Origin of the sequence: Pseudotabrizicola sediminis (genome assembly GCF_004745575.1) — a bacterium.
Lineage (GTDB): Bacteria > Pseudomonadota > Alphaproteobacteria > Rhodobacterales > Rhodobacteraceae > Pseudotabrizicola > Pseudotabrizicola sediminis.
In genome coordinates this window covers 96,543-122,187 of sequence record NZ_RPEM01000001.1, presented here as the reverse complement: position 1 = coordinate 122,187, position 25,645 = coordinate 96,543, and the positions used below count along the sequence as shown (strand labels likewise).

27 protein-coding genes are annotated in these 25,645 nt (G+C 63.5%); 17 read left to right on the top strand and 10 right to left on the bottom strand.

Features of this window, described 5'->3' with window-relative positions:
- Nucleotides 1–8 precede the first annotated feature (8 nt).
- Genes EEB11_RS00590 through dusB form a run of 3 tightly spaced genes read right to left on the bottom strand, consistent with a single transcriptional unit; the run spans nt 9 to nt 3,459 of the window.
- Nucleotides 9–1,376, bottom strand: coding sequence for a response regulator (locus EEB11_RS00590; protein ID WP_135428414.1), 1,368 nt, complete (start codon nt 1,374–1,376; stop codon nt 9–11).
- A complete protein-coding gene (locus tag EEB11_RS00585; RefSeq protein ID WP_135428412.1) occupies nt 1,376–2,470 on the bottom strand; it encodes a two-component system sensor histidine kinase NtrB in 1,095 nt (364 codons plus the stop codon). The genes EEB11_RS00590 and EEB11_RS00585 overlap by 1 nt, the downstream gene beginning before the upstream one ends.
- Nucleotides 2,467–3,459: a tRNA dihydrouridine synthase DusB gene (dusB, locus tag EEB11_RS00580; protein ID WP_135428410.1), complete on the bottom strand. Its 993-nt coding sequence runs from the start codon at nt 3,457–3,459 to the stop codon at nt 2,467–2,469. The genes EEB11_RS00585 and dusB overlap by 4 nt, the downstream gene beginning before the upstream one ends.
- Before the next feature lie 182 nt (nt 3,460–3,641).
- On the opposite strand from dusB, the gene EEB11_RS00575 reads away from it, so the two are divergent.
- The 3 genes from EEB11_RS00575 to EEB11_RS00565 are packed head-to-tail and all read left to right on the top strand — an operon-like array spanning nt 3,642 to nt 5,730.
- Complete coding sequence (locus tag EEB11_RS00575) at nt 3,642–4,766, top strand: bifunctional 2-C-methyl-D-erythritol 4-phosphate cytidylyltransferase/2-C-methyl-D-erythritol 2,4-cyclodiphosphate synthase (RefSeq protein WP_135428408.1); 1,125 nt, start codon at nt 3,642–3,644, stop codon at nt 4,764–4,766.
- Nucleotides 4,763–5,257, top strand: coding sequence for a phosphatidylglycerophosphatase A family protein (locus EEB11_RS00570; protein WP_210134351.1), 495 nt, complete (start codon nt 4,763–4,765; stop codon nt 5,255–5,257). The genes EEB11_RS00575 and EEB11_RS00570 overlap by 4 nt, the downstream gene beginning before the upstream one ends.
- Complete coding sequence (locus tag EEB11_RS00565; RefSeq protein WP_135428406.1) at nt 5,254–5,730, top strand: CinA family protein; 477 nt, start codon at nt 5,254–5,256, stop codon at nt 5,728–5,730. The genes EEB11_RS00570 and EEB11_RS00565 overlap by 4 nt, the downstream gene beginning before the upstream one ends.
- Nucleotides 5,731–5,740: 10 nt before the next feature.
- On the opposite strand, the gene EEB11_RS00560 is transcribed toward EEB11_RS00565, so the two are convergent.
- The 3 genes from EEB11_RS00560 to hpt all read right to left on the bottom strand — a co-directional run bounded on the left by EEB11_RS00560 (nt 5,741) and on the right by hpt (nt 7,427).
- Nucleotides 5,741–6,631 (bottom strand): cytochrome c, encoded by an 891-nt coding sequence (locus tag EEB11_RS00560; protein WP_135428404.1) that lies wholly within the window; start codon nt 6,629–6,631, stop codon nt 5,741–5,743.
- Nucleotides 6,632–6,714: 83 nt separating this feature from the next.
- The gene (locus tag EEB11_RS19415; protein ID WP_167852616.1) at nt 6,715–6,882 is read right to left on the bottom strand and encodes a hypothetical protein; all 168 of its coding nucleotides are present in this window, start codon (nt 6,880–6,882) and stop codon (nt 6,715–6,717) included.
- Entirely contained in the window at nt 6,879–7,427 is a 549-nt protein-coding gene (hpt, locus tag EEB11_RS00555) for a hypoxanthine phosphoribosyltransferase (RefSeq protein ID WP_135428402.1), read from the bottom strand. The genes EEB11_RS19415 and hpt overlap by 4 nt, the downstream gene beginning before the upstream one ends.
- Nucleotides 7,428–7,490: 63 nt before the next feature.
- Between hpt and EEB11_RS00550 the strand changes: the two genes are divergently transcribed.
- Nucleotides 7,491–7,943, top strand: a complete 453-nt coding sequence (locus tag EEB11_RS00550; RefSeq protein ID WP_135428400.1) for a type II toxin-antitoxin system RatA family toxin — start codon at nt 7,491–7,493, stop codon at nt 7,941–7,943.
- A 151-nt stretch (nt 7,944–8,094) separates the two neighbouring features.
- On the opposite strand, the gene lipA is transcribed toward EEB11_RS00550, so the two are convergent.
- Together lipA and EEB11_RS00540 are read right to left on the bottom strand one after the other, a co-directional pair.
- Nucleotides 8,095–9,045, bottom strand: a complete 951-nt coding sequence (lipA, locus tag EEB11_RS00545; RefSeq protein WP_135428398.1) for a lipoyl synthase — start codon at nt 9,043–9,045, stop codon at nt 8,095–8,097.
- Nucleotides 9,046–9,208: 163 nt separating this feature from the next.
- On the bottom strand, nt 9,209–10,327 hold the full coding sequence (locus tag EEB11_RS00540) for a DUF6456 domain-containing protein (protein ID WP_135428396.1): 1,119 nt from the start codon (nt 10,325–10,327) through the stop codon (nt 9,209–9,211).
- Nucleotides 10,328–10,553: 226 nt separating this feature from the next.
- On the opposite strand from EEB11_RS00540, the gene EEB11_RS00535 reads away from it, so the two are divergent.
- On the top strand, nt 10,554–10,832 hold the full coding sequence (locus EEB11_RS00535; protein WP_135428394.1) for a DUF6477 family protein: 279 nt from the start codon (nt 10,554–10,556) through the stop codon (nt 10,830–10,832).
- Between the two features lie 70 nt (nt 10,833–10,902).
- Here EEB11_RS00535 and EEB11_RS00530 read toward each other — a convergent pair whose 3' ends face one another.
- A complete protein-coding gene (locus tag EEB11_RS00530) occupies nt 10,903–12,450 on the bottom strand; it encodes a trimethylamine methyltransferase family protein (RefSeq protein WP_135428392.1) in 1,548 nt (515 codons plus the stop codon).
- Nucleotides 12,451–12,676: 226 nt separating this feature from the next.
- Here EEB11_RS00530 and guaA point away from each other — a divergent pair, with 226 nt between their 5' ends.
- From guaA to EEB11_RS00470, 12 genes are all read left to right on the top strand, one after another.
- Entirely contained in the window at nt 12,677–14,245 is a 1,569-nt protein-coding gene (gene guaA, locus EEB11_RS00525; RefSeq protein WP_135428390.1) for a glutamine-hydrolyzing GMP synthase, read from the top strand.
- 98 nt (nt 14,246–14,343) lie between these two features.
- Nucleotides 14,344–15,336, top strand: coding sequence for an alcohol dehydrogenase catalytic domain-containing protein (locus EEB11_RS00520; RefSeq protein WP_135428388.1), 993 nt, complete (start codon nt 14,344–14,346; stop codon nt 15,334–15,336).
- Nucleotides 15,333–15,611, top strand: a complete 279-nt coding sequence (locus tag EEB11_RS00515) for a putative quinol monooxygenase (RefSeq protein WP_135428386.1) — start codon at nt 15,333–15,335, stop codon at nt 15,609–15,611. Before EEB11_RS00520 ends, EEB11_RS00515 begins: the two co-directional genes overlap by 4 nt.
- Before the next feature lie 55 nt (nt 15,612–15,666).
- Complete coding sequence (locus EEB11_RS00510; protein ID WP_210134350.1) at nt 15,667–16,578, top strand: DMT family transporter; 912 nt, start codon at nt 15,667–15,669, stop codon at nt 16,576–16,578.
- A gap of 85 nt (nt 16,579–16,663) precedes the next feature.
- Nucleotides 16,664–17,764 (top strand): hypothetical protein, encoded by a 1,101-nt coding sequence (locus EEB11_RS00505; protein ID WP_135428384.1) that lies wholly within the window; start codon nt 16,664–16,666, stop codon nt 17,762–17,764.
- A gap of 110 nt (nt 17,765–17,874) precedes the next feature.
- Nucleotides 17,875–18,744, top strand: a complete 870-nt coding sequence (locus EEB11_RS00500; RefSeq protein WP_135428382.1) for a P-loop NTPase family protein — start codon at nt 17,875–17,877, stop codon at nt 18,742–18,744.
- Between the two features lie 38 nt (nt 18,745–18,782).
- Nucleotides 18,783–19,700: a homoserine O-acetyltransferase MetA gene (gene metA / locus EEB11_RS00495; protein ID WP_135428380.1), complete on the top strand. Its 918-nt coding sequence runs from the start codon at nt 18,783–18,785 to the stop codon at nt 19,698–19,700.
- Nucleotides 19,675–20,625, top strand: a complete 951-nt coding sequence (locus tag EEB11_RS00490) for an alpha/beta fold hydrolase (RefSeq protein ID WP_135428378.1) — start codon at nt 19,675–19,677, stop codon at nt 20,623–20,625. The genes metA and EEB11_RS00490 overlap by 26 nt, the downstream gene beginning before the upstream one ends.
- A gap of 46 nt (nt 20,626–20,671) precedes the next feature.
- The gene (gene ppk2 / locus EEB11_RS00485; RefSeq protein ID WP_135428376.1) at nt 20,672–21,547 is read left to right on the top strand and encodes a polyphosphate kinase 2; all 876 of its coding nucleotides are present in this window, start codon (nt 20,672–20,674) and stop codon (nt 21,545–21,547) included.
- Nucleotides 21,544–22,176: a TetR/AcrR family transcriptional regulator gene (locus tag EEB11_RS00480; protein WP_135428374.1), complete on the top strand. Its 633-nt coding sequence runs from the start codon at nt 21,544–21,546 to the stop codon at nt 22,174–22,176. The genes ppk2 and EEB11_RS00480 overlap by 4 nt, the downstream gene beginning before the upstream one ends.
- A 226-nt stretch (nt 22,177–22,402) precedes the next feature.
- Nucleotides 22,403–23,062 (top strand): ABC transporter ATP-binding protein, encoded by a 660-nt coding sequence (locus EEB11_RS00475; protein WP_135428372.1) that lies wholly within the window; start codon nt 22,403–22,405, stop codon nt 23,060–23,062.
- Nucleotides 23,040–24,788, top strand: a complete 1,749-nt coding sequence (locus tag EEB11_RS00470; protein ID WP_135428370.1) for a KpsE/RkpR family capsule polysaccharide export protein — start codon at nt 23,040–23,042, stop codon at nt 24,786–24,788. The genes EEB11_RS00475 and EEB11_RS00470 overlap by 23 nt, the downstream gene beginning before the upstream one ends.
- A gap of 67 nt (nt 24,789–24,855) precedes the next feature.
- Here EEB11_RS00470 and EEB11_RS00465 read toward each other — a convergent pair whose 3' ends face one another.
- Entirely contained in the window at nt 24,856–25,644 is a 789-nt protein-coding gene (locus EEB11_RS00465) for an FAD binding domain-containing protein (RefSeq protein ID WP_135428368.1), read from the bottom strand.
- Nucleotide 25,645: the final 1 nt, after the last annotated feature.

The window sequence follows — 25,645 nt, the reverse complement described above, 5'->3', positions numbered from 1 at the left end:
TTGCGGTTTTACATCAGCTTGCGTCTCCGTGTCACGCGGATATCGAGGTCGGTGATCTTCTTGCGCAAGGTATTGCGGTTGATCCCCAGCAGATCGGCACATTTGGCCTGATTGCCTGCGGTGGCATCCAACGCGATTTCGATCAGCGGCATCTCTACTTCGCGCAAAATCCGCTGATAAACGCCTGCCGGGGGTAGGTGGCCGCCGTGCAGATCGAAATAGCGCTTCAGATGCCGCGCCACGCTTGCCGACAGCTTCTCATTCTCGCCGCCGCCTTTCAGCGGTTCCATCACCGGCTGGTTGCCCAGCACCGATTCGACTTCGCCCCGCGTGATTTCCGCCTCGGAGGAGGTGACCATCAACCGGCGCAGGGTGTTTTCCAGCTGACGCACATTGCCGGGCCATGAATAGCCGCGGACCAGATCGCGCGCGTCATTCGACAGCCGCCGGATGGTGCCGGCGTCGCGTTCGCCGCGGGTCAGAAAATGGTCTGCCAAAAGCGGGATGTCATCCACCCGTTCGCGCAAGGACGGCACATGCAGGGTCACCCCCGACAGGCGATAGTACAGATCCTGCCGGAACGCCCCCGCCTCCATCCGCGCCGACAGATCGACCTGGCTGGTCGCCATGATGCGCGGTGCGCCCTCGCCCATCAGGTCGAGCATGCGCACGATGCGGGCCTGCGTCTCATCGTCGTAGTCGGCCACCTCGTCGAACACCAGACTGCCGCCCTTGGCGCGCGCCAACAGCGTGGACGGCCCCTCCATCCCTTGCAGGTCGCCGGATTGTGCTACAACAAAGGGCTGGCTGCGGCGGTCAGAAAAATCATGGATCGCGCGGGCGATCAGGCTTTTGCCGGTGCCCGATTCGCCGGTGACCAGCACGGCCAGATCGGTGTTCATCACCCGCGCCACAAGACGGTACAGCGCCTGCATTGCCGGGGTACGCCCCACCAGCGGCAGATCATCGCCCGCCTCACGCAGCGGCTGCACCGGGATCTTCGGCGCGCGGCGCTTTTGTTCCAGCGCGCGGGCTGACCGCTTCATCAGATCGGGCAGGTCAAAGGGTTTGGGCAGATAATCATAGGCCTCGGCCTCGGCGGCCTGAATCGCGGTCATGATCGTGTTCTGCGCCGAGATCACGATGACCGGCAGGCCGGGGCGCATCTTGCCGATGCGGGGCAGCGCGTCCAACCCATTGCCATCGGGCATGATCACATCGGAAATCACCAAATCGCCCTTGCCCTCTTCGACCCAGCGCATCAGCGTCATCAGGCTGGAGGTGGCGTGCACCTTGCACCCCGCCCGCGTCAGCGCCTGGGTCAGCACGGTGCGGATCGTGCGGTCGTCATCTGCGACCAGAACAGTGCCGTCCATCAAATGCTCTCCATTTTCTTGGGGGCCACGGGAAGGGATACGCGGAACGCGGTGCGGCCTGGCACCGAATCGACCTGAACCCAGCCTTCGTGGTCGGAAATGATCTTTGATACCAGCGCAAGGCCAAGCCCGGTGCCGTTTTCGCGGCCCGAAACAAAGGGTTCAAAGATATCAGCAGCGATCTCCGGCGGAATGCCGGGGCCGTCGTCGATGATTTCGATCGTCAGTGGCAAGACTGACGGCGACCCGGTTTTACGGCGCAGGCGCAAGGACAGGTCGTAAAAGGTGCGCAACCGGATGGTGCCGGGCCGGCCCTTGCTGGCCTCGGCCGCGTTCTTGATCAGGTTCAGGAACACCTGCATCAACTGATCCGGGTCGGCGAACGTTGCGGGCAAGGACGGATCATAATCCTCGACAATCTGCATATGGGCGGCAAAGCCCACCAGCGCCGATTTCCGCGCGCGGTCGAGTGCATCATGGATATTGACCGCGCGGCGTTCCGGCGGGCGCAGATTGCCGAACTGTTCCACCTGCTCCAGCAGTTTGACGATGCGGCGGGTTTCCTCGACAATCAGATCGGTCAGCTCGCGGTCTTCGGCATTGGCGTTCATGCTGATCAGCTGCGCCGCGCCCGAAATGCCCGCCAGCGGGTTCTTGATTTCATGCGCCAGCATCTCGGCCATGCCGATGGCGGATTTGGCCGCCGATTTCACGCTCATCGACCGGCCCAGACGGTCAGCAATATCGCGCGGGCTGATCAGCAACATCAGATAGTCGGCATTGTCGTGCATGGGCGCCACCTGCACATTGCACTGCACCGGCGCGCGTTCCCCTGTGGTCACGTCGATATCATTGATGAAGATGGTCGACTGGTTGGCGCGGGCGCGCAGAAATGCCTCTTCCATCGGGGCGTCAATCGACAGACGGTCCAACACCGGCTGGCCGATCAGCGCGCGGGAGGACACGTTCAGAAAGGTTTCCGCTGCCGGGTTCACCTCGGTGATCCGCCCGTCAAGGCCCAGCAACAGCGCAGGAATCGGCAGGCTGGCCCAGATCACCCCGGGAACCGGATAGGGGGTGCGGTACGGGGTCATGCGGCCGCCTTTCCGGACTCGGCAAAGCTGGCGCGGATCAGGCGGATGACCTGTGCCGGATCATCACTGGTGACAATCGCCGTGCGGTGGGTCAGCGCCCCGGCCTCTTCCAGATACCATGACAGGTGTTTGCGGGCGGTCTTGATGCCAAGACTGCTGCCATAGAACGACAACTGCGCCTCATAATGCTCGGCGATCAGATCGGCGCGCGCCGCCCCTTGCGGCACGTCTGGCGCAGGGGTGCCATACAGCGCGTGCGAGATTTCGGCCAGACGCCAGGGCGCGCCCTGCGCCCCGCGCCCGACCATCACGCCATCGGCCCCCGATTGCTGCAAGGCGCGGGCGGCACTGTCTGCATCAGTGATATCGCCGTTGGCGATCACCGGGATGGATACCGCCTGTTTCACCGCCCGGATCGCGGCCCAATCGGCACTGCCCTTGTAGAACTGGTTCCGGGTCCGGCCATGGATGGTGATCATGCGGATGCCCGCCGCCTCAGCCCGGGCGGCGATATCGGGGGCGTTCAGGTTGTCATGATCCCAGCCCAACCGGGTTTTCAGCGTGACGGGGAGGTTGACCGCGCCGACCACCGCCTCCATCAGCGCGACCGCCAGATCAGGATCGCGCATCAGTGCCGACCCGCAGGCCCCGTTGCCGCCTGCCGCCGTGACCCGCTTTGCCGGGCAGCCCATGTTGATGTCAATCACCCGCGCGCCCTGCCCCTCGGCATAGCGGGCGGCTTCGGCCATCCAGTACGGGTCGCGCCCGGCAAGTTGCACCGAAGTGGCCGCCTCGCCGAACCCCAGTTCGGCCTTGGCCCGGGCCAAGGGTTGCGCGCGCATCACATCTTCGCTCGCGATCATCTCGGACACCACCAGACCGGCCCCGAACCGGGCGACCACCCGGCGGAACGGCAGATCCGTGATTCCGGCCAAGGGGGCCAGCAGCACCGGAGGGTCGATGACAAACCTGTCGAGCAACAACGCCACTTGCACAATCCTTATGCGCCTGAGGATGAGGTAATCTTGTTCAGCGGGGATAACAAAGGCAGATGGTCAATAAAACGGTTGAAAAACATGCAGTGCATATTTTTTAAGCAAATCCGGGTGGAATCTGGGCACGTTGCGCAACTTGTCCCCCTCATTTAAGCACAAGGGGCAAAGAGGTGCCCATGACCACAGCCGCCATCATCGTTGCCGCAGGCCGGGGAACCCGTGCAGGAGGCGATCTGCCAAAGCAATGGCAAATTCTGGCAGGCATTCCGGTGCTGGCCCATACCATCGCCGCCTTTGCCGGACGGGTGGACCGGGTGATCCTGGTGATCCACCCGGATGACCGCGCCCGTGCGGCGGGCTTTGGCCTGCCGATGGTCGAGGGCGGGGCAACGCGGGCGGGTTCGGTGCGTCACGCGCTGGACTGGCTGGAGGGTCAGGGCGTGACCAAAGTCCTGATCCATGACGGCGCCCGCCCTCTGGTGTCGGGCGCGGTGATCGCGTCGGTGCTGCAGGCGCTGGACACCAGCACCGGCGCGGCCCCTGCCCTGCCGGTGACCGATGCACTGTGGCGCGGGGAAGCCGGTACCGTGACCGGCACCGCCCCGCGCGACGGGCTGTGGCGCGCGCAGACACCGCAGGGCTTTCGCTTTGCAGAAATCCTTGCGGCGCACCGCGCCCATCCCGGCGGGGCGGCAGATGATGTCGAGGTGGCGCGCTGGGCGGGTCATGCGGTGACCATCGTGCCCGGTGATGAAGACAATATGAAGCTGACCTATCCGCAGGATTTTATCCGCGCGGAAAAGATCCTGAAGGGGCGGGACATGGATATCAGACTGGGCAATGGCTATGACGTGCATGCCTTCACCACCGGCGATCAGGTCTGGCTGTGCGGGGTCAACGTGCCGCATGACAAGGCGCTTCTGGGCCATTCCGATGCCGATGTCGGGATGCATGCACTGACCGATGCGATCTATGGCGCGCTGGCCGAAGGCGATATCGGCGTGCATTTCCCGCCCAGTGACCCGCAATGGAAGGGGGCGGAAAGCCATATCTTTCTGCGCCACGCGATGGGCCGGGTGGCGGCGCGCGGCTACCGCATCGCCAATTGCGATGTGACATTGGTTTGCGAACGGCCCAAGATCGGGCCGCATCAGGCGGCGATGCGGGCGGCTTTGGCGGGTATCATGGGGGTGGATATGGACAGGATCAGCGTCAAGGCGACAACGTCGGAGCGGCTTGGCTTCACCGGGCGCGAAGAGGGGATTGCCGCGTTGGCCACCTGCGCCTTGGTGCGGGCATGATCCGCGCGATCACCACCTTCGGCTATGTCGGCCTGTTGCGGCCCGCGCCGGGCACATGGGGATCAGCCGTCGCGGTGGTGCTGGGCATCGCCATTGACCGCTTTCTTGGATTTCCGGTGCTGGTGGCGGCCACCGTCGCGGTGACCCTGCTGGGGTTCTGGGCCTGCGGACAGGCGCTGCGCGACAGCCCGGGCGATGACCCGTCGGAAATCGTGATCGACGAAGTGGCGGGCCAGTGGATTGCCCTCATGTTCCCCGCCGCCGCCTTCTGGTGGCGCGGGGTCGAGGATTGGGCGGTGGTGGCCTATCCGGGCTGGGTGGCGGCGTTTGTGTTCTTTCGCCTGTTCGACATCTGGAAACCCTGGATCATCGGCCGCGCCGACCGGCGCGGCGATCCGGCGGGAGTAATGCTGGATGACCTGTGGGCCGGGGTGTTTGCAGGGGTTGCGGTGATGGTCGCGGCAGCCTTTGCCCATGGGGTGCTGATGTGACGCAGGCCGCGCAGATTCTGGCACTGGCCCGCGCCAGGGGGCTTCGCATCGCCACCGCCGAAAGCTGCACCGGCGGCCTGATCGCGGGCGCGCTGACCGAGGTGGCAGGATCGTCCGACGTGTTCGACCGGGGGTTTGTCACCTATTCCAACGCCGCCAAGACCGAAATGCTGGGGGTGCAAGCGCAAACCCTGACCGATTTCGGCGCGGTCAGCGAAGAGGTCGCCCGCGAAATGGCACAAGGCGCATTGCTGCGCGCGGGGGTTGGCCTCGCGGTGTCGGTCACGGGAATCGCTGGGCCGGGCGGGTCAGAGTTCAAGCCCGAAGGACGGGTGTGCTTTGGTCTGGCGCGCGCCGGGCAAGAGCCAATCACCGAAACGGTGGAGTTCGGCGCAATTGGCCGGGCACAGGTACGTCAGGCCACGGTTGGCCATGCGCTTGTTCTGCTGGAACGGGCCTTGCGGCAAGTCTGAACGCAGTACCCTATTCGACGCCGGGCAGTTTTTTGAGGTACGCCGCCACTGCCGCGCGATCGCTTTCCGGCAGCCGCGCCATATTCTCGACCACTGCCACCATATGGCCGCCCACCGAATCATAATCGGGGGTGAAGCCGCTGGTTAGGTATTCGACAATCTCGCCCTCGCTCCAGCTCAGCTTCGCGGGGGTGATGTTGGGAATCGTGCCCTGACCGGACGGGTTGGGCGCTCCCGCCATCCAGCGGCTGGTGTCCAGCCCGCCAAGCGCATCGCGCGGGGTGTGGCACTCGGCGCAATGGGCCATTGCTTCGACGATGTAGCGGCCGCGCGCCTCGGCCTCGGTCAGATCACCTTCCAGCACGAAATCTGCGTTATTGTTCAGCACTTTCCACCCCCCGACCACGCGGCGGATGCTGAACGGAAAGCCGATCAGATGCGGCTGGTTTGGCGTGGCGTCTGGTGGCAGGGTCTGTAGAAACGCATACAGATCGGCCACATCCTGCGGCTGCATCCGGGCATAGGACCAATAGGGCAAGGCCGGATAATAATGCGCGCCATCAGGTGACACACCGCGCTGGATGGCATTGGCCAGATCGGGCAGCGACCAGCCGCCAATGCCGTGCTGCGGGTCGGGGCTGATGTTGGGGGCAAGGAATGTGCCGAAATCGGACGGGAAAGCCTGCCCCCCGGCCAGCACCAGCTTCGCCTCACCAACAGCCCCGGGTGCCGCGTGGCACGAGGCGCAGCCGGTGGCGTGGAACACCGCCTCTCCGCGTCCCGCATCGCCGGTCAGGCCGGCGAAGGTATCTGCGGGCATCGGGTCTGGCCGGGTCACGGCCCAGAACACCCCGGCCCCGATGACGGCGGCAACACAGACAGACAGAAACAGGCGGCGCATGAAAACTCCTTGGTGCCGGGGCATTGCAGCTCGAGGCTAACCCAGTACCTGAAAAAACGGCATCACCTTTTTGCCAACGACAGTCAGGGTCTGATCTTCTGCACGGTCAGCGCGTCTGGCCAGCCCCAGACATATTCAACCCCGAAGATCACAAAACAGACCAGCACCACCCCCACCACCAGCTTGACCCGCGCGGGCGACGGCGGATGGCGCACCCAGCGTGCCATGCGCATCAGCCAGACCGGGTTCACGGCGCATCCTCCGTGAACCGGACCTTGCCGATGAACGGCAGGTTGCGGTTGCGTTGGGCAAAGTCGATGCCATAGCCCACCACAAATTCATCGGGGATGTCAAAACCGGTCCAGTCCGCCTTGACCGCCACCTCGCGCCGCGACGGTTTGTCCAAGAGCGCGCAGACCTTCAGCCGCGCCGGTTCGCGCGCGTTGAGCAGGTGAATCACATGGCTGAGCGTAAAGCCGGTGTCGACGATGTCTTCCACCAGCAGCACATCGCGCCCGGCAATTTCGCCCCGCAAGTCCTTGAGAATGCGCACTTCTCGGGAAGATTGCATGGAGTTTCCATAGCTCGACGCCTCCAGGAAATCCACCTCGACCGGCAGGTTAAGTTCACGCACAAGATCAGCGATGAAGACGAAAGAGCCGCGCAACAGCCCCACCACCACCAGCTTGTCGGTGCCTGAAAAATGCGTGGTGATCTCGCGCGCCAGTTCTTCGACCCGCGCGGCGATGGATTTGGCGCTGATCATCTGATCAATCACATAAGGTCGTTGCGTCATGGCGTCCCCTTGATTTCTGTGCGCTTTCTAACGAAAAGCACGGACCAAGTCACGGGACGAGCGATGCCAACCCATTCCGAAATCCGCTTTCTGCCCTATAGCGCGCAACAGATGTATGATCTGGTGGCCGATGTCGGGTCTTACCCCCAGTTCCTGCCGTGGAATTCCGCCGCACGCATCAGGTCGCGTACGCAGATGCCTGACGGGTCCGAAGTAATGGAGGCCGATCTGGTGATCAGCTTCAAGGTGTTCCGCGAACGCTTTGGCAGCCGGGTGGTGCTGTGGCCAGAGGAACACCGGATCGAGACCGAATATCTGGACGGGCCGTTCCGCCACATGCGCTCGACCTGGAAATTCCGCGAGGCGGAGGGCGGCTGCGATGTCGATTTCTTTGTCGATTTCGAATTCCGCAACGCCATTTTGCAAGGCATCATCGGTGTGGTGTTCAACGAGGCGATGCTGCGGGTGGTGCGGGCCTTCGAGCGCCGGGCGGCAGATCTTTACGGGCGGCGCTGATCTGCGGCCGTTGTTCTGATGGAGCGCCTGCGGCGCGTTGTTTTTGTCTCGTCGCACGCCAAGGGGCGTGTCTCCTCGGGCGATGCGCGCCGCGCGGGAGTATCTGGGAAAGCTGCAAAGCCGAAGGTTTTGCAGCGTTCGGTGTGCTGCGTCAGGCCCGACCGAGCTTTGCCAGACGCGCCGCGCGCAGCTGCGCGAAGTCATCGCCCGCGTGGTAAGATGACCGGGTCAGCGGGGTGGCGGAAACCATCAGGAACCCTTTGCCATAAGCTGCGGTCTCATAGCTTTTGAACTCATCAGGGGTGACAAAGCGGTTGACCCGGTGATGTTTCGGGGTGGGTTGCAGGTACTGGCCGATGGTCAGAAAATCGATATCGGCGCTGCGCATGTCATCCATCACCTGCAGAATGCCGGCGCGGTCTTCGCCAAGGCCGACCATGATGCCGGATTTGGTGAACAGGGTCGGGTCCAGTTCCTTGACCCGTTGCAGCAGGCGCAACGAATGGAAATAACGCGCACCGGGACGGACTTCGAGGTACAGGCCGGGCACGGTTTCCAGATTGTGGTTGAAGACATCGGGGCGGGCTTCGACCACTTTCTCAAGCGCCGAGGGCGGGCATTTCAGGAAATCCGGCGTCAGGATCTCGATCGTGGTGCCGGGCGAGCGGTGGCGTACGGCGCGGATGGTCTGGGCGAAGTGCTCGGCCCCGCCATCATCAAGATCGTCACGGTCGACAGAGGTGATCACCACATGGTTCAGCCCCAGTTCGGCCACGGCATGGGCGACACGGCCCGGCTCGAACGCATCGAGCACCTGCGGCTTGCCGGTTGCCACGTTGCAAAAGGTGCAGCCCCGGGTGCAGATCTCGCCCATGATCATCATGGTGGCGTGGCCCTGGCTCCAGCACTCGCCAACATTGGGGCAGCCCGCCTCTTCGCAGACGGTGACCAGCTTTTTCTCTTTCAGGATGTCGCGGGTGCGCTTGTAGCCTTCGGAGGTCGGGGCGCGGACGCGGATCCAGTCGGGTTTCTTCGGCTGGGCATTGTCGGGACGATGCGCTTTTTCCGGGTGCCGCTGGTCGGGAATGGTCAGATCGCGCAAGGGGGCCTCCACACTGCATGCCACACGACATATCTAGCCCGATCCGGCCGCGCGCACAACCGGCCCTGCGGACGCAGGGGGTTGCACGCAGCACATGGCCGTCAGGGGCAGGCCGGGGCACCAGCCACGGGCCTGCCCCGGTCTGCCCTGACAGCCGTTCGCTTCAGCCGATGAAATGGCTTTGGGCGCAGGCGTTTTCCTCATAGTGCCGCCGCAGGCGTTGCAAGGCGATGCGCAGGACGATCTTGCCCGACCGCGCGGCCCAGCCCATCCGCTTTTCCGCCGTCTCGATGCCTTCCAGAAAGCAGCAGACCCGCAGCGCCACATCGCCCAGACCGGGGCCAAGGTCGCGCAGCGCCGCCGCCACCCGGTCGCGCGCCCGGCCGGGCCCCTCGCCATGGCCCGCATCGGGGCGGAACCCGCCTCGGTCGCCAGGGGTCAGAAACCGCTCCCAGTTCTGCGCCACCCGCGGGCCCATCTGCGCCAGCTCGAAATCCTCGCGCAGGCGTTCGGCCGCACGGATCAGGTCATTTTCCAGAAATGGCCGGCCATCCTTGTCGCGCCGCCGGCCCATGGCGGCAAGCGGGCTTTCAGCCAGGTTATAGCGAATCCGGCGCGACACCCCGCCCTCTTCGATCTGGCGCTCGTCCCAGATCCGGTGCTGGGCGGCAAAGGGCATCGCAGCCTCGGCCATCCCGCTGTGCTGTGCCTGCCGGGCCAGATCGGACTCATCAATCATCCGTTTCAGCGCGGCACGCCCTGCCGTGGTGATCTCATAGGTTGTCACCCGGCCCTTTTTGCGGCATGCGATCCAGTCCTTGAGCGCGAAAGCCTGCGCGATGGCCCGGTCGACCACCCCGGTCCTTGTCTGCTGGCCGTCGGGAAACTCGCGCAGCACCACCGCTTTGTCCAGATCGGGGGCAATGGCCAGCACCGCCCCCGGCTCTGCCATCCGCCGCAGGATACGGCGACCCTCACGGGCCAGGGTGGCTTCGTCCAGATGCAGGGACTTTGGTGAGACAGGCATGGTCATGGCAGGATCCTCATCATTTTCTGGGGCCATCGACCTGTCGCCCAGCAGGGCCAGGGCTTCATCCACCAAAGGATCCTCACGGCGTGCTTCGCAGCGGCGGACCTGGCGCATCACGGTAGAGGCATGCGCCCCTTGCCGACGCGCCAGTTCCCGGAATGTCACGCCGACCTCGGTATGATCGAGGTACAGCCTGACGTCGTTGGGCAACCATGCGGGCAGGGTGAAATCGGCGGACAGGTTCGATGTCATCTTCAGTTCCGATGCCGCCGTGCGGTTTCCTGACCCATTCATGGTTAATTCAACCTGAAGGAAGTCGGTTACGCATTGGTTAATAGAAGGGCTCGTTTTCGGCGGACCTGTGGATATTTGATGAATAAAGTGAAACGATTTCAAATCGACCGCGCGGTTATCCACATAAAATGCAACGCAACGCTGGCGGATTTAGGGTGTTCCGGAAGCAATAAGGAGCCTGCCGATGTCCGATTTCCGCACCCGCCTCGCCGATCTGCGCCGCCCGCGTCTGCTGATGCACGCCGCACGCTTCGGCCTGTCAGATTACCGCCGCGACCGCGACCTGAAGCGGCTTGTCGACCTGCCCGCCTCGCCCGAAGCGACGGTGTGTCAGCTGCTGTCACAAGAAGACAAGCTGGAGGAAACCCGGCAGCGCGGGGATGCGGGCTATTCGATTGCCCGGCATATCGAGGTGCTGATTGCCCTGCTGGCGGAATCGCGGTTGGTGATACGCCGCACCTGACCGCACAGCAAACGGCCCGCCTTGTGGGGGCGGGCCGGGATGCAGCGGTTCTTGTCAATTGAGCGTCAGATCAGATGAAGGCGTCCGGCATGGACGCCTTTTTCTGTGCCACATAGGCGTCCAGCGCCTCACGGATGCCGGGGTCAAGGGCGGGCTGCTGGTAATCCGACAGCTGCTTTTTTACCCGTTCAGCCGCAAGCGCCTGCGTGTCGCGCGCGCCCTCTTCGGCCCAGGTCTCGAACGGTTTGTAATCGAACACGTCCGACCGCCAGAACGCCGATTTGAAATTGGCCTGCGTGTGTTCGCAGCCCAGAAAATGCCCGCCCGGCCCCACTTCGCGCAGCGCGTCCATCGCCTGACCGTTCTTGTCCATCATCACGCCTTGCGCCAGATGGTGCAGCGTGCCCAGCTGGTCGGCGTCCATCACGAATTTCTCATAGGAACTGACCAGCCCGCCCTCCAGCCAGCCGCAGGCGTGCAGCATGAAGTTCACCCCCGCCAGCAGCGCCATGTTCAGGCTGTTCGCGGTTTCATAGGCGGCCTGCGCGTCGGGCAGCTTTGATCCGCAGAAACTGCCACCCGAGCGATACGGCAGGTTCAACCGCCGTGCCAGCTGGCCCGCGCCATAGGTGATGTGGGCGGCTTCCGGGGTGCCGAAGGTCGGCGCGCCGGAGTTCATGTCGATGCTGGTCACGAAGGCGCCGAAAATCACCGGGGCCCCCGGCCGCACCAGCTGGCTGTAGGCCACCCCGGCCAACACCTCGGCCAGCACCTGCGTCAGCGTGCCCGCCACGGTAACCGGGGCCATTGCGCCCCCCACGATGAAGGGGCTGATGATCGCGGCCTGATTGGCCTTTGCAAACACCTCCAGCGCGCCCATCATGATGCCGTCAAAGGTCAGCGGGCTGTTGATGTTGATGAGCGAGGTCATCACCGTGTTCTGATCGACGAAATCCGACCCGAACAGGATCTTCGACATCTCGACCGAATCGACCGCACGGGAAGGCTCGGTGACCGACCCCATATAGGGCTTGTCCGACAGCACCATATGGGCGTGCAACATATCCAGATGGCGCTTGTTCACCGGCACATCGGTGGGCTCGCACACCGTGCCGCCCGAATGGTGCAGCCATTTCGACATATAGCCCAGCTTCACGAAGTTCTGGAAATCGTTGATGGTGGCATAGCGCCGCCCGCCTTCGATATCGCGCACGAAGGGCGGGCCGTAGACCGGGGCCAGCACCAGATTGCGCCCGCCGATATCGACATTCCGTGCAGGGTTGCGGGCAGCTTGGGTAAAGCTGGACGGGGCGGTTGCGCATAATTTCCGCGCCAGACCGCGTGGAATCCGCACCCTTTCGCCCTGCACATCGGCCCCGGCCGCCTTCCACAGTGCCAGAGCGGCGGGGTTTTCAACGAAATTGACGCCAATCTCTTCCAGAACCGTATCGGCATTCCATTCGATGATCTCCAGCGCCTCGGCGTTCAGGATCTCGAAATTCGGAATGTTGCGCTGGATGAACTTCGCGGTGTCCAGCGACACTGCCGTGCGCTCCGCCCGCCGGGCCGATCCGCCGCCGCCGCGCGCCCGGCGCCCTTCAACCGCAACATCGCTCATATCCGCCCTCCAAAGCCTGATTGTCGCCCTTATGCCGCCAAAGCCGGTCGGCCCGAAACCCGTTTCCGTCACTTGGTGCCTAAAAACGACATGCGCCCTCTTCCCTCTTCTGGCCCGCGGCCATCATCCCGGCCCAAATACGCAGATTCCCGCCGCCCGCCGGCGAAGCGGCCAGCCCGACTTTCCCCCCTTGCGATTCTGCACAGCCCTTCGTATGCGAGGTCGCATGACCCATCATGACCGCCTTCTGATCATCGACTTCGGCTCTCAGGTAACGCAGCTGATCGCGCGCCGTCTGCGCGAGCTGAACGTCTATTGCGAGATTCATCCATTCAACAAGGTTGACGATGCCTTTCTGGCCGGTTTCGCGCCGAAAGCCGTGATCTTGTCGGGCGGGCCATCTTCGGTCTTTGCGCCGGGCGCACCGATGCCGCCCGCGTCCGTGTTTACCGCGGGCGTGCCGGTGCTGGGCATCTGCTATGGCCAGCAGGTGATGATGCACTGCCTTGGCGGTCTGGTTGAACGCGGGCATGGCACCGCCGAATTTGGCCGGGCTTACGTGACGCCAAGCGGTGCGGGTCTGGCGCTTCTTGATGGCTGGTTTGATCCCAACACCACCGGCGGGCGCGAACAGGTCTGGATGAGCCACGGCGACCATGTGTCGAAAATCGCCCCGGGGTTCGAGGTGTTCGGCACCTCGCCCAACGCGCCCTTTGCCATCACGGCCGACCCGTCGCGGCATTTTTATGCCGTGCAGTTCCACCCCGAGGTGCACCACACCCCCAAGGGTGCAAAGCTGTATGAGAATTTCGTGAAGCTCGCCGGCTTCAAGGGCGACTGGACGATGGACGCCTACCGGGATGAGGCGATCCGCAAGATCCGCGAACAGGTTGGCGATGCCAAGGTGATCTGCGGGTTGTCGGGCGGGGTCGACTCCTCAGTCGCCGCCGTGCTGATCCACGAGGCCATCGGCGATCAGCTGACCTGCGTGTTCGTCGACCACGGGTTGCTGCGGTTGGGCGAGGCGGAACAGGTCGTCACCATGTTCCGCGATCATTACCAGATGCCGCTGATCCATGCCGACGAATCCGACTTGTTCCTCGGCGCGCTGGAAGGGGTGTCGGACCCCGAGGTCAAGCGCAAGACTATTGGCCGCCTGTTCATCGACGTGTTCCAGAAACACGCGCATGAGGTGGGCGGGGCCAAGTTTCTTGCCCAGGGCACACTCTACCCCGATGTGATCGAATCGGTCAGCTTTTCGGGCGGGCCGTCGGTCACCATCAAGAGCCACCACAATGTCGGCGGGCTGCCGGAAAAGATGGGTCTGAAACTGGTCGAACCGCTGCGCGAATTGTTCAAGGATGAGGTGCGCGCCCTGGGCCGCGAACTCGGCCTGCCCGCCAGCTTCATCGGCCGCCACCCCTTCCCCGGCCCCGGTCTGGCAATCCGCTGCCCGGGCGAGATCACGGTGGAAAAGCTCGACATCCTGCGCAAGGCCGATGCGGTCTATATCGACCAGATCCGCAAGCACGGGCTGTATGACGAAATCTGGCAGGCCTTTGCCGCCATCCTGCCGATGCGCACCGTGGGCGTGATGGGCGACGGTCGCACCTATGATTTCGCGCTTGCCCTGCGCGCGGTCACATCGGTGGATGGCATGACCGCCGACTACTACCCGTTCACGCATGAGTTTCTGGGCGAAACCTCGACCCGTATCATCAACGAAGTGCCGGGCATCAACCGGGTGTTCTACGACTGCACCAGCAAACCACCGGGCACCATCGAGCTGGAGTAACCGGCGGGGACCGGGGCTTTCACCGCCCAAGCGTCTTTCAACCCCCTTGTCCGGATAGCAAAACATCGTCACCCTCTGGCCACAGGGGGGGACGAAAGATGCAGGCACTCAGACTACACGGCAACCGCGACCTGCGGCTTGAAGAGGTTTCCGAACCAATCCCCGGCCCCGGTGAGGTGGTCATCCGGATCGAAGCCGCAGGTATCTGCGGCACCGACCGGCACCTGTTCTTGGGCGAGTTTCCCAGCACGCCCCCCGTCACCCTTGGCCATGAGTTCAGCGGCATCATCACCACCACCGGCGCGGGCGTCACGCTGGCCCCCGGCACGCGGGTAACGTGCGACCCGAACATCCCCTGCCTGAGCTGCCCGCAGTGCCTGCGCGGGCGCATCAACCTGTGTCCGAACAACCGCCCCACCGGCGTGGGCCGCGATGGCGGCTTTGCCTCCCTCGCGCTGATCCCTGCCCGCAATGCCATCGCCCTGCCCGCAGACCTGCCCCCACACCACGGCGCGTTCTGCGAACCGCTGGCCTGTACCCTGCACGGGATGGACCGCGCTGCCTTGCGTGCGGGCGAGCGGTGCCTGATCATGGGCGGCGGCGTCATCGGCCTCTTGGCCCTGCAACTTGCGCGCGCGGCCGGGGCCGAGGGGATGATGCTGACCCGCAGCCTGGCCAAACAGGACCTGGCGCTGTCACTGGGGGCCGACCATGTGGCGGCCACCCCGGAGCAGGCGCTGCAGATCTGGCCGCAGGGCGCGGATGCCGTCATCGAATGCGCGGGCGTGGTGGACACCATCGAAGCCGCCCCGGCCCTGACCGCCACCGGCGGGCGGATTGTCATTCTGGGGGTGCTGGCCAAAGGCACGCGGGTCAGCATAGAACCCTTTGACCTTTTGTTCCGGGAAATCCAGATGTTGCACAGCTTTCTCAACCCGTTCACCCATGTCCGCGCGGCACAGATGATCGCCTCTGGCACCATTGCCGTCGCCCCGCTGATCACCCGCCTGCTGACCCTGCCCGAGGCGCTGGCCGCCATCAGCAGCACCGCCCCGGCGGGCGAGGTGCGGGCCATCGTGGTGCCGCAATGATCCGCCTGAAGGGCTATCTGATCTGCATGTCGCAAGACGAGGTGCTGGCGGTGCGCGGGCATCTGCCCGACCACATCCGCCTGTCACGCGCCGAGCCCGGCTGCCTGTCCTTTGATGTCAGCGAAACCGATGATCCGATGGTCTGGGACGTGCAGGAAACCTTCCGCACCCGCGCCGATTTTGACGCGCATCAGGCCCGCACAAGGCAAAGCCGCTGGTTCGAGGCGACCCGCCATATCCTGCGCGACTTCCGGGTCGAGGATTTGCCGGACTGACCGCCCGGGCATACAGGCTCTGGACACTCCGGGTTTCTGCCCGCAGAACAGGCGGATGCATGCCCCGGACCTCCCCCCCGCCCCACCGCAAGCTGCCCCCTACAGACCGGTGGCGGCCGCACTGTGGATGCTTGGCTCGGTGGTATCGTTCAGCGGCATGGCGATCGCCGGGCGGCAACTTCAGGGTGCGCATGACACGTTCGAGATCATGGCAGCGCGGTCCTTCGTCAGCTTCTTCCTGGTCATCGGGTTCGCCGCCGCGATGGGGCGGCTTGGCCAAATCAGCACCCATCGCCTTGGCGGGCATGGCTTGCGCAATGTGGTGCATTTCACCGGGCAGAACCTATGGTTCTGGGCGCTGACGATGATCCCGCTGGCGCAGCTGATTGCCATCGAATTCACCTCGCCGCTCTGGGTGATCCTGCTGTCGCCGCTGCTTCTGGGCGAGCGGATCACCGCCCCGCGGGCGCTGGCAGCAGCCCTGGGCTTTGCCGGTATCCTGATCGTGGTGCGCCCCGATTTCAACGCGCTCAACATCGGCGTTCTGGCCGCCGCCGGGGCGGCGGTCTGTTTTGCCGCGACCAATATCGCCACCAAGCGGCTGGCGCGCGATGTCACCATCCTGTCGATCCTGTTCTGGCTGACCGTGATGCAATTCATCTTCGGCGCCGTGCTGGCCGCGTGGGATGGCCACATCACCTGGCCCACCGCCACAACCGCCCCCTGGCTTGGGCTGATCGGGGTGACGGGCGTGCTTGCGCATCTGTGCCTGACCTCGGCCCTGCGCCTTGCCCCTGCCACCTTCGTCATGCCGATCGACTTCACACGCCTGCCGCTGATGGCCGTGGCGGGGGCGCTTTTGTACAACGAACAGCTGGAGGCCCTGCTGTTTGTCGGCGCGGCCCTGATCCTGTTCGCCAACTGGATCAACATCCGGTCTGAGACGCGAAAGACACACAAGCCCTGAATGGCAGATTTGTGACGCGGCGTCATTGATTGACCGCATTAACCTGCGTCAAATAGCATCAGGGGCAGGGAAAATCTCATGTGGGATGAGGAAAAAAATGAAACATACACTGATCGCGGTCGCCGCCATTGCGGCCACCGCCACGTCCGCGCAAGCGGGCGGATTCGAGCGGTCGACAACACCGCTTGGCTTCATGTTCGAGCGGGGTAATTACGTTGAGCTGAGCTTTGGGTCGGTCAGGCCAAAAGTGTCGGGGGCACTGATTGCCGCGCCTTCGGTCACAACTGGCAATGTGACCGAGAATTACAGCTCGGTCGGGCTTGCGTTCAAAGCCGACCTTACAAACAAGATCTCGCTTGGCGTGACCATCGACCCAACCTTCGGTGCCGATGTGGCCTATCCGACCGGAACCGGATATCCTATCGCCGGATCAACTGCGAAACTGCGCGGCGATACTGTCGCTGCCATTGTGCGGTACAAATTTAACGAAAATGTTTCCGTCCATGGGGGCATTCGATCTGTCGGAATCGGTGGTGACCTATTTTTGCCTGCACTCGGCAATTATCGTGCCAATTTCGCCAATGACCGCGATATCGGTTACTTGGTGGGTGTTGCCTACGAGAGGCCGGAAATCGCCCTGCGTGTGGCACTTACCTATAGCTCAGAGACCAGCCACGATCTGGAGGTTTCGGGTTTCACAGCCTTCCCCCCCACGCCTGGTACCCTCGCAGGCACCAGTACCGTTAAACTTCCGCAATCTCTGACGCTAGATTTCCAGTCGGGCGTCGCCGCGGATACGCTTGTCTTCGGTTCTATCCGCTGGATGGACTGGACTGTAACCAAGCTTGACGGTCCAACCCTGCCGGTTCCCTTCAATGATCTGGTAAGCTACGACCATGACACGATCACCTATAACATCGGTGTGGGCCGCAAGTTCAGCGATGCGTTTTCCGGTGCCATCTCCATCGGCTATGAAAAGCACCATGGCGGCAATGTCGGCAATCTTGGGCCAACCGATGGCCAGAAGAGCATTCAGGTCGGTGGCACCTATACCCATCAGAACATGAAGGTCACCGCAGGCGTGCGTTACGTCGATGTCGGCAATGCAACGGCGCTGTCCGGCGACGGCAACTTTACCGGCAACAAAGCTGTCGGCGTCGGCATGAAGGTCGGCTTCAGCTTCTGATCCGCCGGATCACACCACAGACCAAACCCGCCCCCTCACCGGGGCGGGTTTTCCATTGAAGGTGCGGGCGCAGGGCGGTAACTGTCGGGCGGCATCTTTGGGGGTGGGCGATGATCTATGCAAGCGGAGCGGACTATCTGGGCAGCCCGCGCAAGCGGGTGCTGCTGTTCGGCATGTCGGGCCTGGGCAAGACCCATCTGTCCAACCTGCTGCGTGACACCGCGCCCAATGCCGGCGGCTGGTTCCACTATTCGGTCGATTACCGGATCGGCACCCGTTACATGAACGAGTTCATCGCCGACAATTTCAAGCGCGAGGCGATGAAGGTGCCGCTGCTGCGCGACCTCTTGATGACCGATTCCGTCTACATCGCGTCGAACATCACCTTTGACAATCTGGCGCCGCTGTCGACCTATCTGGGCAAGCCCGGTGATCCGGCACGCGGCGGCCTGCCCTTTGCCGACTACATGATGCGGCAAGACCAGCACCGCAAGGCCGAGGCGGCGGCGATGCTGGATACGGCACACTTCATCACCCGCGCCGAAGATCTGTACGGCTATCCGAACTTTGTCTGCGACACCTCGGGGTCGATCTGCGAGGTGGTGGAGCCGGGAGATGCGGATGATCCGGTCTTGCGACAATTGTCGGAAACTTTGCTGCTGATCTGGATCAAGGGGTCTGACGACCACACGGCGGAACTTGTACGCCGTTTTGACCGCGCGCCCAAGCCCATGTACTACCAGCCCGGATTTCTTCAGTCGTCCTGGGAGGAATACCGCGCAACCTACGGGAAAACCGAAGAAACCTGTGACCCCGATCATTTCGTGCGCTGGACCTATGCCCGCGCATTGGCCCACCGTCAGCCGCGCTATGCCGCCATGGCCAGATGGGGGGTGACGGTGACTGCCGAAGAGGTCGCAACGGTCGCCACGCCCGATGATTTCAACACTCTGATCGGTCGCGCCATTGATCGGCGCTGATCCGGCCCATACATCCGCTGCTCCAAAGGAAGCGTCCCATGCCCATCACCCTGCCAGAGACCCTGCCCGCCTTTGACGTTCTGCGGAACGAAGGCGTCATGGTCATGTCGCCCGAACGCGCGGCGCGGCAGGATATCCGGCCGCTGAAGATCGGGTTGCTGAACCTGATGCCGAAAAAGATCCAGACCGAGAACCAGTTCGCGCGGCTGATCGGGGCCACGCCGTTGCAGATCAAGTTCGAGTTGATCCGCATGTCGGAACACCAGACCAAGAATACCGCCGCCGAACATATGGAAGCGTTCTATCGCCCGTTTCAGGAGGTGAAGGATGAGAAATTCGACGGGCTGATCATCACCGGCGCGCCGATCGAACACCTGCCGTTCACGGAAGTCACCTATTGGGACGAGCTGACGCAGGTCTTCGAATGGACCCAGACCAATGTGCAATCCACCTTCGGCGTGTGCTGGGGCGGGATGGCGATGATCAACCATTTTCACGGCGTGCAGAAACACATGCTGGACCACAAGGCGTTCGGCTGCTTCCGGCATCGCAACCTTGCTGCAACTTCGCCTTACTTGCGCGGGTTTTCGGATGATTTCGTGATCCCCGTCAGCCGCTGGACCGAGATGCGGCAGGATGAGATTTCGGCCCGGCCCGGCTTGCGCACCCTGCTGGGCAGTGAAGAGGTCGGCCCCTGTCTGGTCGAAGACGCAGACCACCGGGCGCTGTATATCTTCAACCACTTTGAATATGACAGTGACACGCTGAAGCAGGAATATGACCGCGACATCGCAAATGGCACGACGATCAACGTGCCGTTGAACTATTACACCGATGACAATCCGTTGATGCCGCCCCTGAACCGCTGGAGAAGTCACGCGCATCTTCTATATGGCAACTGGATCAACGAGATTTATCAGTCCACGCCCTATGACCCTCAAGACATTGGCCGCTAGTGCGGCGCTCATCGGCCTTGGCCTGATCGCCGCCACACAGTGGCGGCTGGCCGCGCGTGAGGCGGCAGCGGTGAAATCGCATCCCCCCACGGGGCAGTTCGTGACGGTTGATGGGTTGCAGGTGCATCTGCAAGTGGCAGGGTCGGGTCCGGATCTGGTAATGATCCATGGTGCGAACGGCAACCTGCGCGAATTCACCTTTGCGCTGATGGACCACCTCTCCAGCCGCTACCGGGTGATCGCGGTGGACCGGCCGGGTCTGGGCTATTCTGACGCCTTGCCGGGGGATGTTGCCAGCGTTGCGGGGCAAGCCCGCCATCTGCGTGCGGCTGTGGCGCAGATTGGCGTGCAGAGCCCCATCGTGCTGGGCCAAAGCTATGGCGGCACCGTGGCACTGGCATGGGCACTGCAAAGCCCGCCTGCGGCGCTGGTGCTGGTGTCGTCCCCCTCGCTGCCCTGGCCGGGCGTGCTGGACCCGTGGTACCGGATCACCGCAACGCCGCTTGGCCGGGCCACGCTGGTGCCACTGGCCTCGGCTCTGGTGGCGCAAAGCTATGTCCGCCGCACCATTGATCTGGTGTTTGCCCCGCAGACCGCGCCGGAGGGATACGCCGATCATCTGGGCATAGGCCTGACGTTGCGGCGCGAGTCGATGGGCGTGAATGTATTGCAGATCAATCAACTGCGACCACAAATTGAGGTGATGGAGCAGGACTATCAGACGTTGGCCCTACCGGTCGAACTGGTCCACGGCGATGCCGATACCATCGTGCCGGTCCATATCCACTCGGCCCCGCTGATGAAGATCCTGCCCAATGGGGCGCTGACGGTTCTGCCGGGTGTGGGCCATATGCCGCATCACACCCACCCGGACGCGGTGATCGCGGCAATCGACCGTGCCGCCACCCGCGCCGGATTGCACTGAACCGGGCATTCGCCCTAGGGTGGGGCAGATACGGGAGACCCATGCCATGACCCTGCCATTCGACGGTGCCATCAGCACATTTTTCACCTCCGAAGCTCCGAAACCGGTGCGCAAAGCCATCGAGTTGGCCAGCAAGGATGACATTCTCGATCCGACCTATCCCTACCGGCAGGAAATGAAGGGCAAGGACTACGATGCCCATATGGACCGGCTGCAGATCGAGCTGGTCAAGATGCAGTCAGACCTGAAGGCCAGCGGCAAACGTCTGGTCGTGATCTTTGAAGGCCGTGATGCGGCGGGCAAGGGCGGCACCATCGGGGTCACGCGCGAGAACCTGAACCCGCGGGTGTGTTCTGTGGTGGCGCTTGCCAAACCATCGGACCGCGAGGCGGCGCAGTGGTATTTTCAGCGCTATGTCGACTGGTTGCCCGCGAATGGCGAAATCGCCTTGTTTGACCGCAGCTGGTACAACCGCGCGGTGATCGAACATGTTTTCGGCTTTTGCACCCCGGCGCAGCGCGAACATTTCTTTGCGCAACTGCCTGATTTTGAACGGATGCTGGTGGAAGAGGGCTTCATCTTCCGCAAGATCTGGCTGGAGGTCGGACAGGCCGAACAGCTCAAGCGCTTCATCGCCCGCGAGCAAGACCCGCTCAAGCAATGGAAGCTGTCGCCCATCGACATCGACGGGCTGAAGAAGTGGGACGCCTATTGCACCGCGATTGACGAGACGATGGAGCGCAGCAACTTCGCCGTCGCGCCCTGGACGGTGATCCTGTCGGATGACAAGAAACGCGCCCGGATCGCGGCGGTGCAGACCATTCTGGGGTCGGTCGATTACAAGGGCCGCGATCTGGCGGTGATCGGCACGCCGGACCCCGCCATCTGCGGCGGGCCGGAAATCCGCAAGGGCCGCGCGTGAAGCGCGGCTACCACCACGGCAATCTGCGGCAGGCACTGGTCGAGGCGGCGCTTGGCCTGATCGCCGATCAGGGGCCCACGGGGTTCACCCTGTCCGAGGCGGCAAAGGCGGCGGATGTGACCCCGGCGGCTGTGTACCGGCACTTTGCCGGGCGCGAAGACCTGCTGGCCGAAGTGGCGCGGCAGGGCTATGAGATTTTTGCCGCGCTGATGGAGTTTGCCTTCGACAATGGCCGCCCCACCGCCTTGGCCGCGTTCGAGGCAACGGGCCGCGCTTATCTGGCATTCGCCCGCAAATATCCCGGCCACTACATGGCGATGTTCGAAGCGGGCCTGTCTTTGAACGACCACCCCGATCTGGCATTGGTGGCGGGCAAGGCGCGGGCGGTGCTGGAACGTGCGGCGGAAAGCCTGTCGCAGCACATGCCCGCCGACATGCGCCCGCCCGCGACCATGTTTTCCGCCCATATCTGGGCGATGAGCCATGGGGTGGTCGAGCTTTACATGCGCGGCAGTGCCAATGGCGGCGCGCGCAGCCCGTTTCCGCCCGAAGACCTGCTCGAAGCCGGAATCGGCATCTATCTGCGCGGCCTGGGGTTGTTGCCCCCGGATGGCACCCGCCTGTCCTGATCCCTGTGTCCTGACCCGGTGGCTTGCCATGACGGCCCCCTGTCGAACATAATGCCGCCCGAAACCCATGGCATACACTTTAAAAAAAGGGATCGGTGTCAAGGGTTCACACCAAGAGGCAGACCCCACCACAAGATCTGTGGCTCAGGGGATAAGGCAGGGAGACGCAGCGCGGGGGGCGCAAGGCAAACGCCGTGCCCCGTGGCAAAGCGTGGAAAGGGCGGCGGTGATCGAGTTCGAGGGCGTGTCAAAGTCATTCTGGACCGGAAAGCAGCGCAAGATCATTCTGGATCGGGCGTCGTTCCGCATTGATCTGGGCCAATCTCTTGGCATCCTTGCGCCAAATGGTGCGGGCAAGACCACAATCATCAACATGATGGCGGGACTGGAAAAACCGGATGAGGGGCGGGTGACCCGCACCAGCCGCATTTCCTTTCCGCTGGGGTTCATGGGGGGCGTGGTCAACAAGCACACCGCCACGGAAAACAGCCGCTATGTCGCCCGGCTGTACGGGCTTGACCCGGATTATGTCGAAAGTTTCTGCCGCTGGCTGTGCGGGATTGCCGAATATTTCGACATGCCGGTCGGCACCTACAGTCAGGGCATGCGGGCGCGGTTTTCGTTCTCGCTCATGCTGGCGCTGGAGTTTGACATCTACCTGATCGACGAAGGCATGCCCGCCACCACAGACGTGGACTTCAACCGCAAAGCCGGGCGCATCCTGCGCGAACGGCTGCAACAGGCGACGGTGGTGATTGTCAGCCATCAGGCGCAGACGCTGGAAAAATTCTGCAAACAGGCCGCTGTACTGCGCAACGGGCAGCTTTATACGTTCGACTCTCTGGAAGAGGCAAAGCAGCTTTATGACTATCAAGCTCAAGGTTAAGCGCTACAACCTGCGCCGTCCCGATCCGGTGTCTGCACCGGTCAGCCCGCCGCCGCGGCCGCGCGCGCTGCCTGCCAGCAGCGTGCCGCCGCGCGCCGCATCCGCATCGGCACCCGCAACCGATGACGGGTTCGGCGCAGACCCGTTTCCCACCGCGGGCGATCAGGTCAGCGCGATGATGGATGCCGGGGCCGACCGCCCTGCCCCGCCCCGCTCTGCCCCTGCCCAACCGGGCGCGGCTCAGGCCAGTGCCCCGAACCCCAACGACATCGACCAGATCCGCAAAGAGGGGCTGACGGGGCGCCAGCTGCGCATGGCGCGGCGCATGGCGCAGAAATACGGGCTGCCCGCCACATCGGATTTTGACGCTGTGCGCCTGCTGCGCGCGGCTGGCATCGATCCGTTCCAGAAATCGACCTTCATGGAAATGATCAGCGCCGAAGGGGCTGACAGTCCGCTGCCCGGCGGTGAGGCTGCGTCGCGCGCGCTGACGGTCGCGCCGCGCGGTGACGGGGTGCACCTGCCGCAGACCATCAAGCCGATCAAGGTGCCCTCGACCGAGCTGCGCGCCGAAGAATCGCATCTGTCTGAAATCCAGCGCATCCAGCGCGATCTGGCAAGACGCCGCCGCCGCAAATCGGCCCTGCTGATGGCGCGGCTGTTCTTCTTTGTCGGCCTGCCCACCCTGCTGGCGGGCTGGTATTATTACGTGGTTGCCACCCCGCTGTTTGCCACCAAGGCCGAATTCGTGATCCAGCAGGCCGATCCGGCGGGCGCGCAGGGCATGGGCGGGCTGCTCTCGGGCACGCAATTCGCCACCTCGCAGGATTCCATCGCGGTGCAGGGCTATCTGCAATCGCGCGACGCGATGATGCGGCTGGATGCCGACCACAAATTCAGCGCGCATTTCGCGCAAGAGCAGATTGACCCGCTCCAGCGGCTGGATGTCGATGCCACCCGCGAAGCCGCCTACAAGGTCTATCAGCGCAACGTGAAGATCGCCTATGATCCGACCGAAGGCATCATCAAGATGGAGGTGATCGCCGCAGACCCCGGGGTGTCGGCAGATTTCTCGCAAGCGCTGATCGGCTATGCGGAAGAACAGGTCGATCATCTGACCCAACGCCTGCGCGCCGATCAGATGAAGGGCGCGTTTGAGGCTTATGAACTGGCCGAAGCGGCCATGCTGACAGCGCAGCGCAAGGTGGTGGACCTGCAAGAGCAGTTTCAGGTGCTGTCGTCAGAGGTGGAGGTGACACTGATCACCACACAGATCGGCCAGCTTGAAACGCAGCTCAGCCAGGACCGGCTGAGCCTGGCGCAGATGCAATCGAACAGCACCCCCAATGCCGCCCGGATGGCACCGCTGATCCGCCGGATCGCCACGCTGGAGGCCGAGATTGCCACCCTGCGCTCGCGCCTGACCCAAGGGGTCGCGGGCGGCAACTCGCTGGCGCAGGTGCAGTCGGAACTGCTGGTGGCGCAGGCCGATGTGCAGACCCGGCAACTGCTGTTGTCGCAATCGCTGCAATCGATGGAAACCGCGCGCACCGATGCCAACCGTCAGGTGCGCTATCTGTCGGTTTCGGTCAGCCCCGTGCCCCCCGATGAGGCGACCTATCCGCGCGCATTTGAAAACACGATGGTGGCCCTGCTGATCTTTGCCGGGATCTACCTGATGATCTCGATGACCGCCGCAATCCTGCGCGAGCAAGTGTCGGCCTAAAGGTCACAGATTGCCAAAAGAAAACCCCCGGTCCTGCGACCGGGGGTTTTTGCCTGGCATCACCAGATCAGCGCGCCGCAGTCACCGCGCGGCCGGTCAGCACCTTGACCAGATTGGCGCGGTACGCCGCTGATCCGTGCAGATCGCTGATCATGTCGTCGGATGATACCGTCAGCCCGGCAATCGCCCCGGCAGAGAACTCCGCCGAAAGCGCTTCCTCGGCTTCTTCCCAGCGGAAAACACCGTTGTTCGATGCGCCGGTTGCTGCCACCCGCACACCATCAGCGAATTGCGCCACGAAAACAGCCGTCAGGGCAAAGCGGCTGGCGGGCTGGTTGAACTTCACGTAAGCGCCCCTTTGCGGGATCGGGAAAATCACTTGCGTGATGAACTCCCCTTCCTCCAGCGCGGTGGTGAACATGCCCTGAAAGTAATCTTCTGCCGCAATTCTGCGCGTGTTGGTCACGACCGTCGCGCCCGATGCCAGCACCGCCGCCGGATAGCAGGCGGCCGGGTCGTTGTTGGCGACTGACCCGCCAATGGTGCCCCGGTTGCGCACTGCCGGATCGCCGATGCCGCCGGCAAGGGCGGCCAGCGCCGGGTAATGCGCCGCCGCCTCTGCCGCGACCACTGCATGCGGTGTGGCGGCCCCGATGTGCAGACCACCCTCGCCCATGCAGACGCCCTGCATCTCGGCAATGCCGGTCAGGCTGACCAGCACCTCTGGCGCGGCGAGCCGCTGTTTCATGGTCGGCAGCAGGGTCTGGCCGCCCGACAACGGCTGTGCGCCCTCGGCGGCCAAGGCCGCAACCGCATCGGCGATGGTGGCGGGTTTGACGAATTCAAAGTTGTGCATG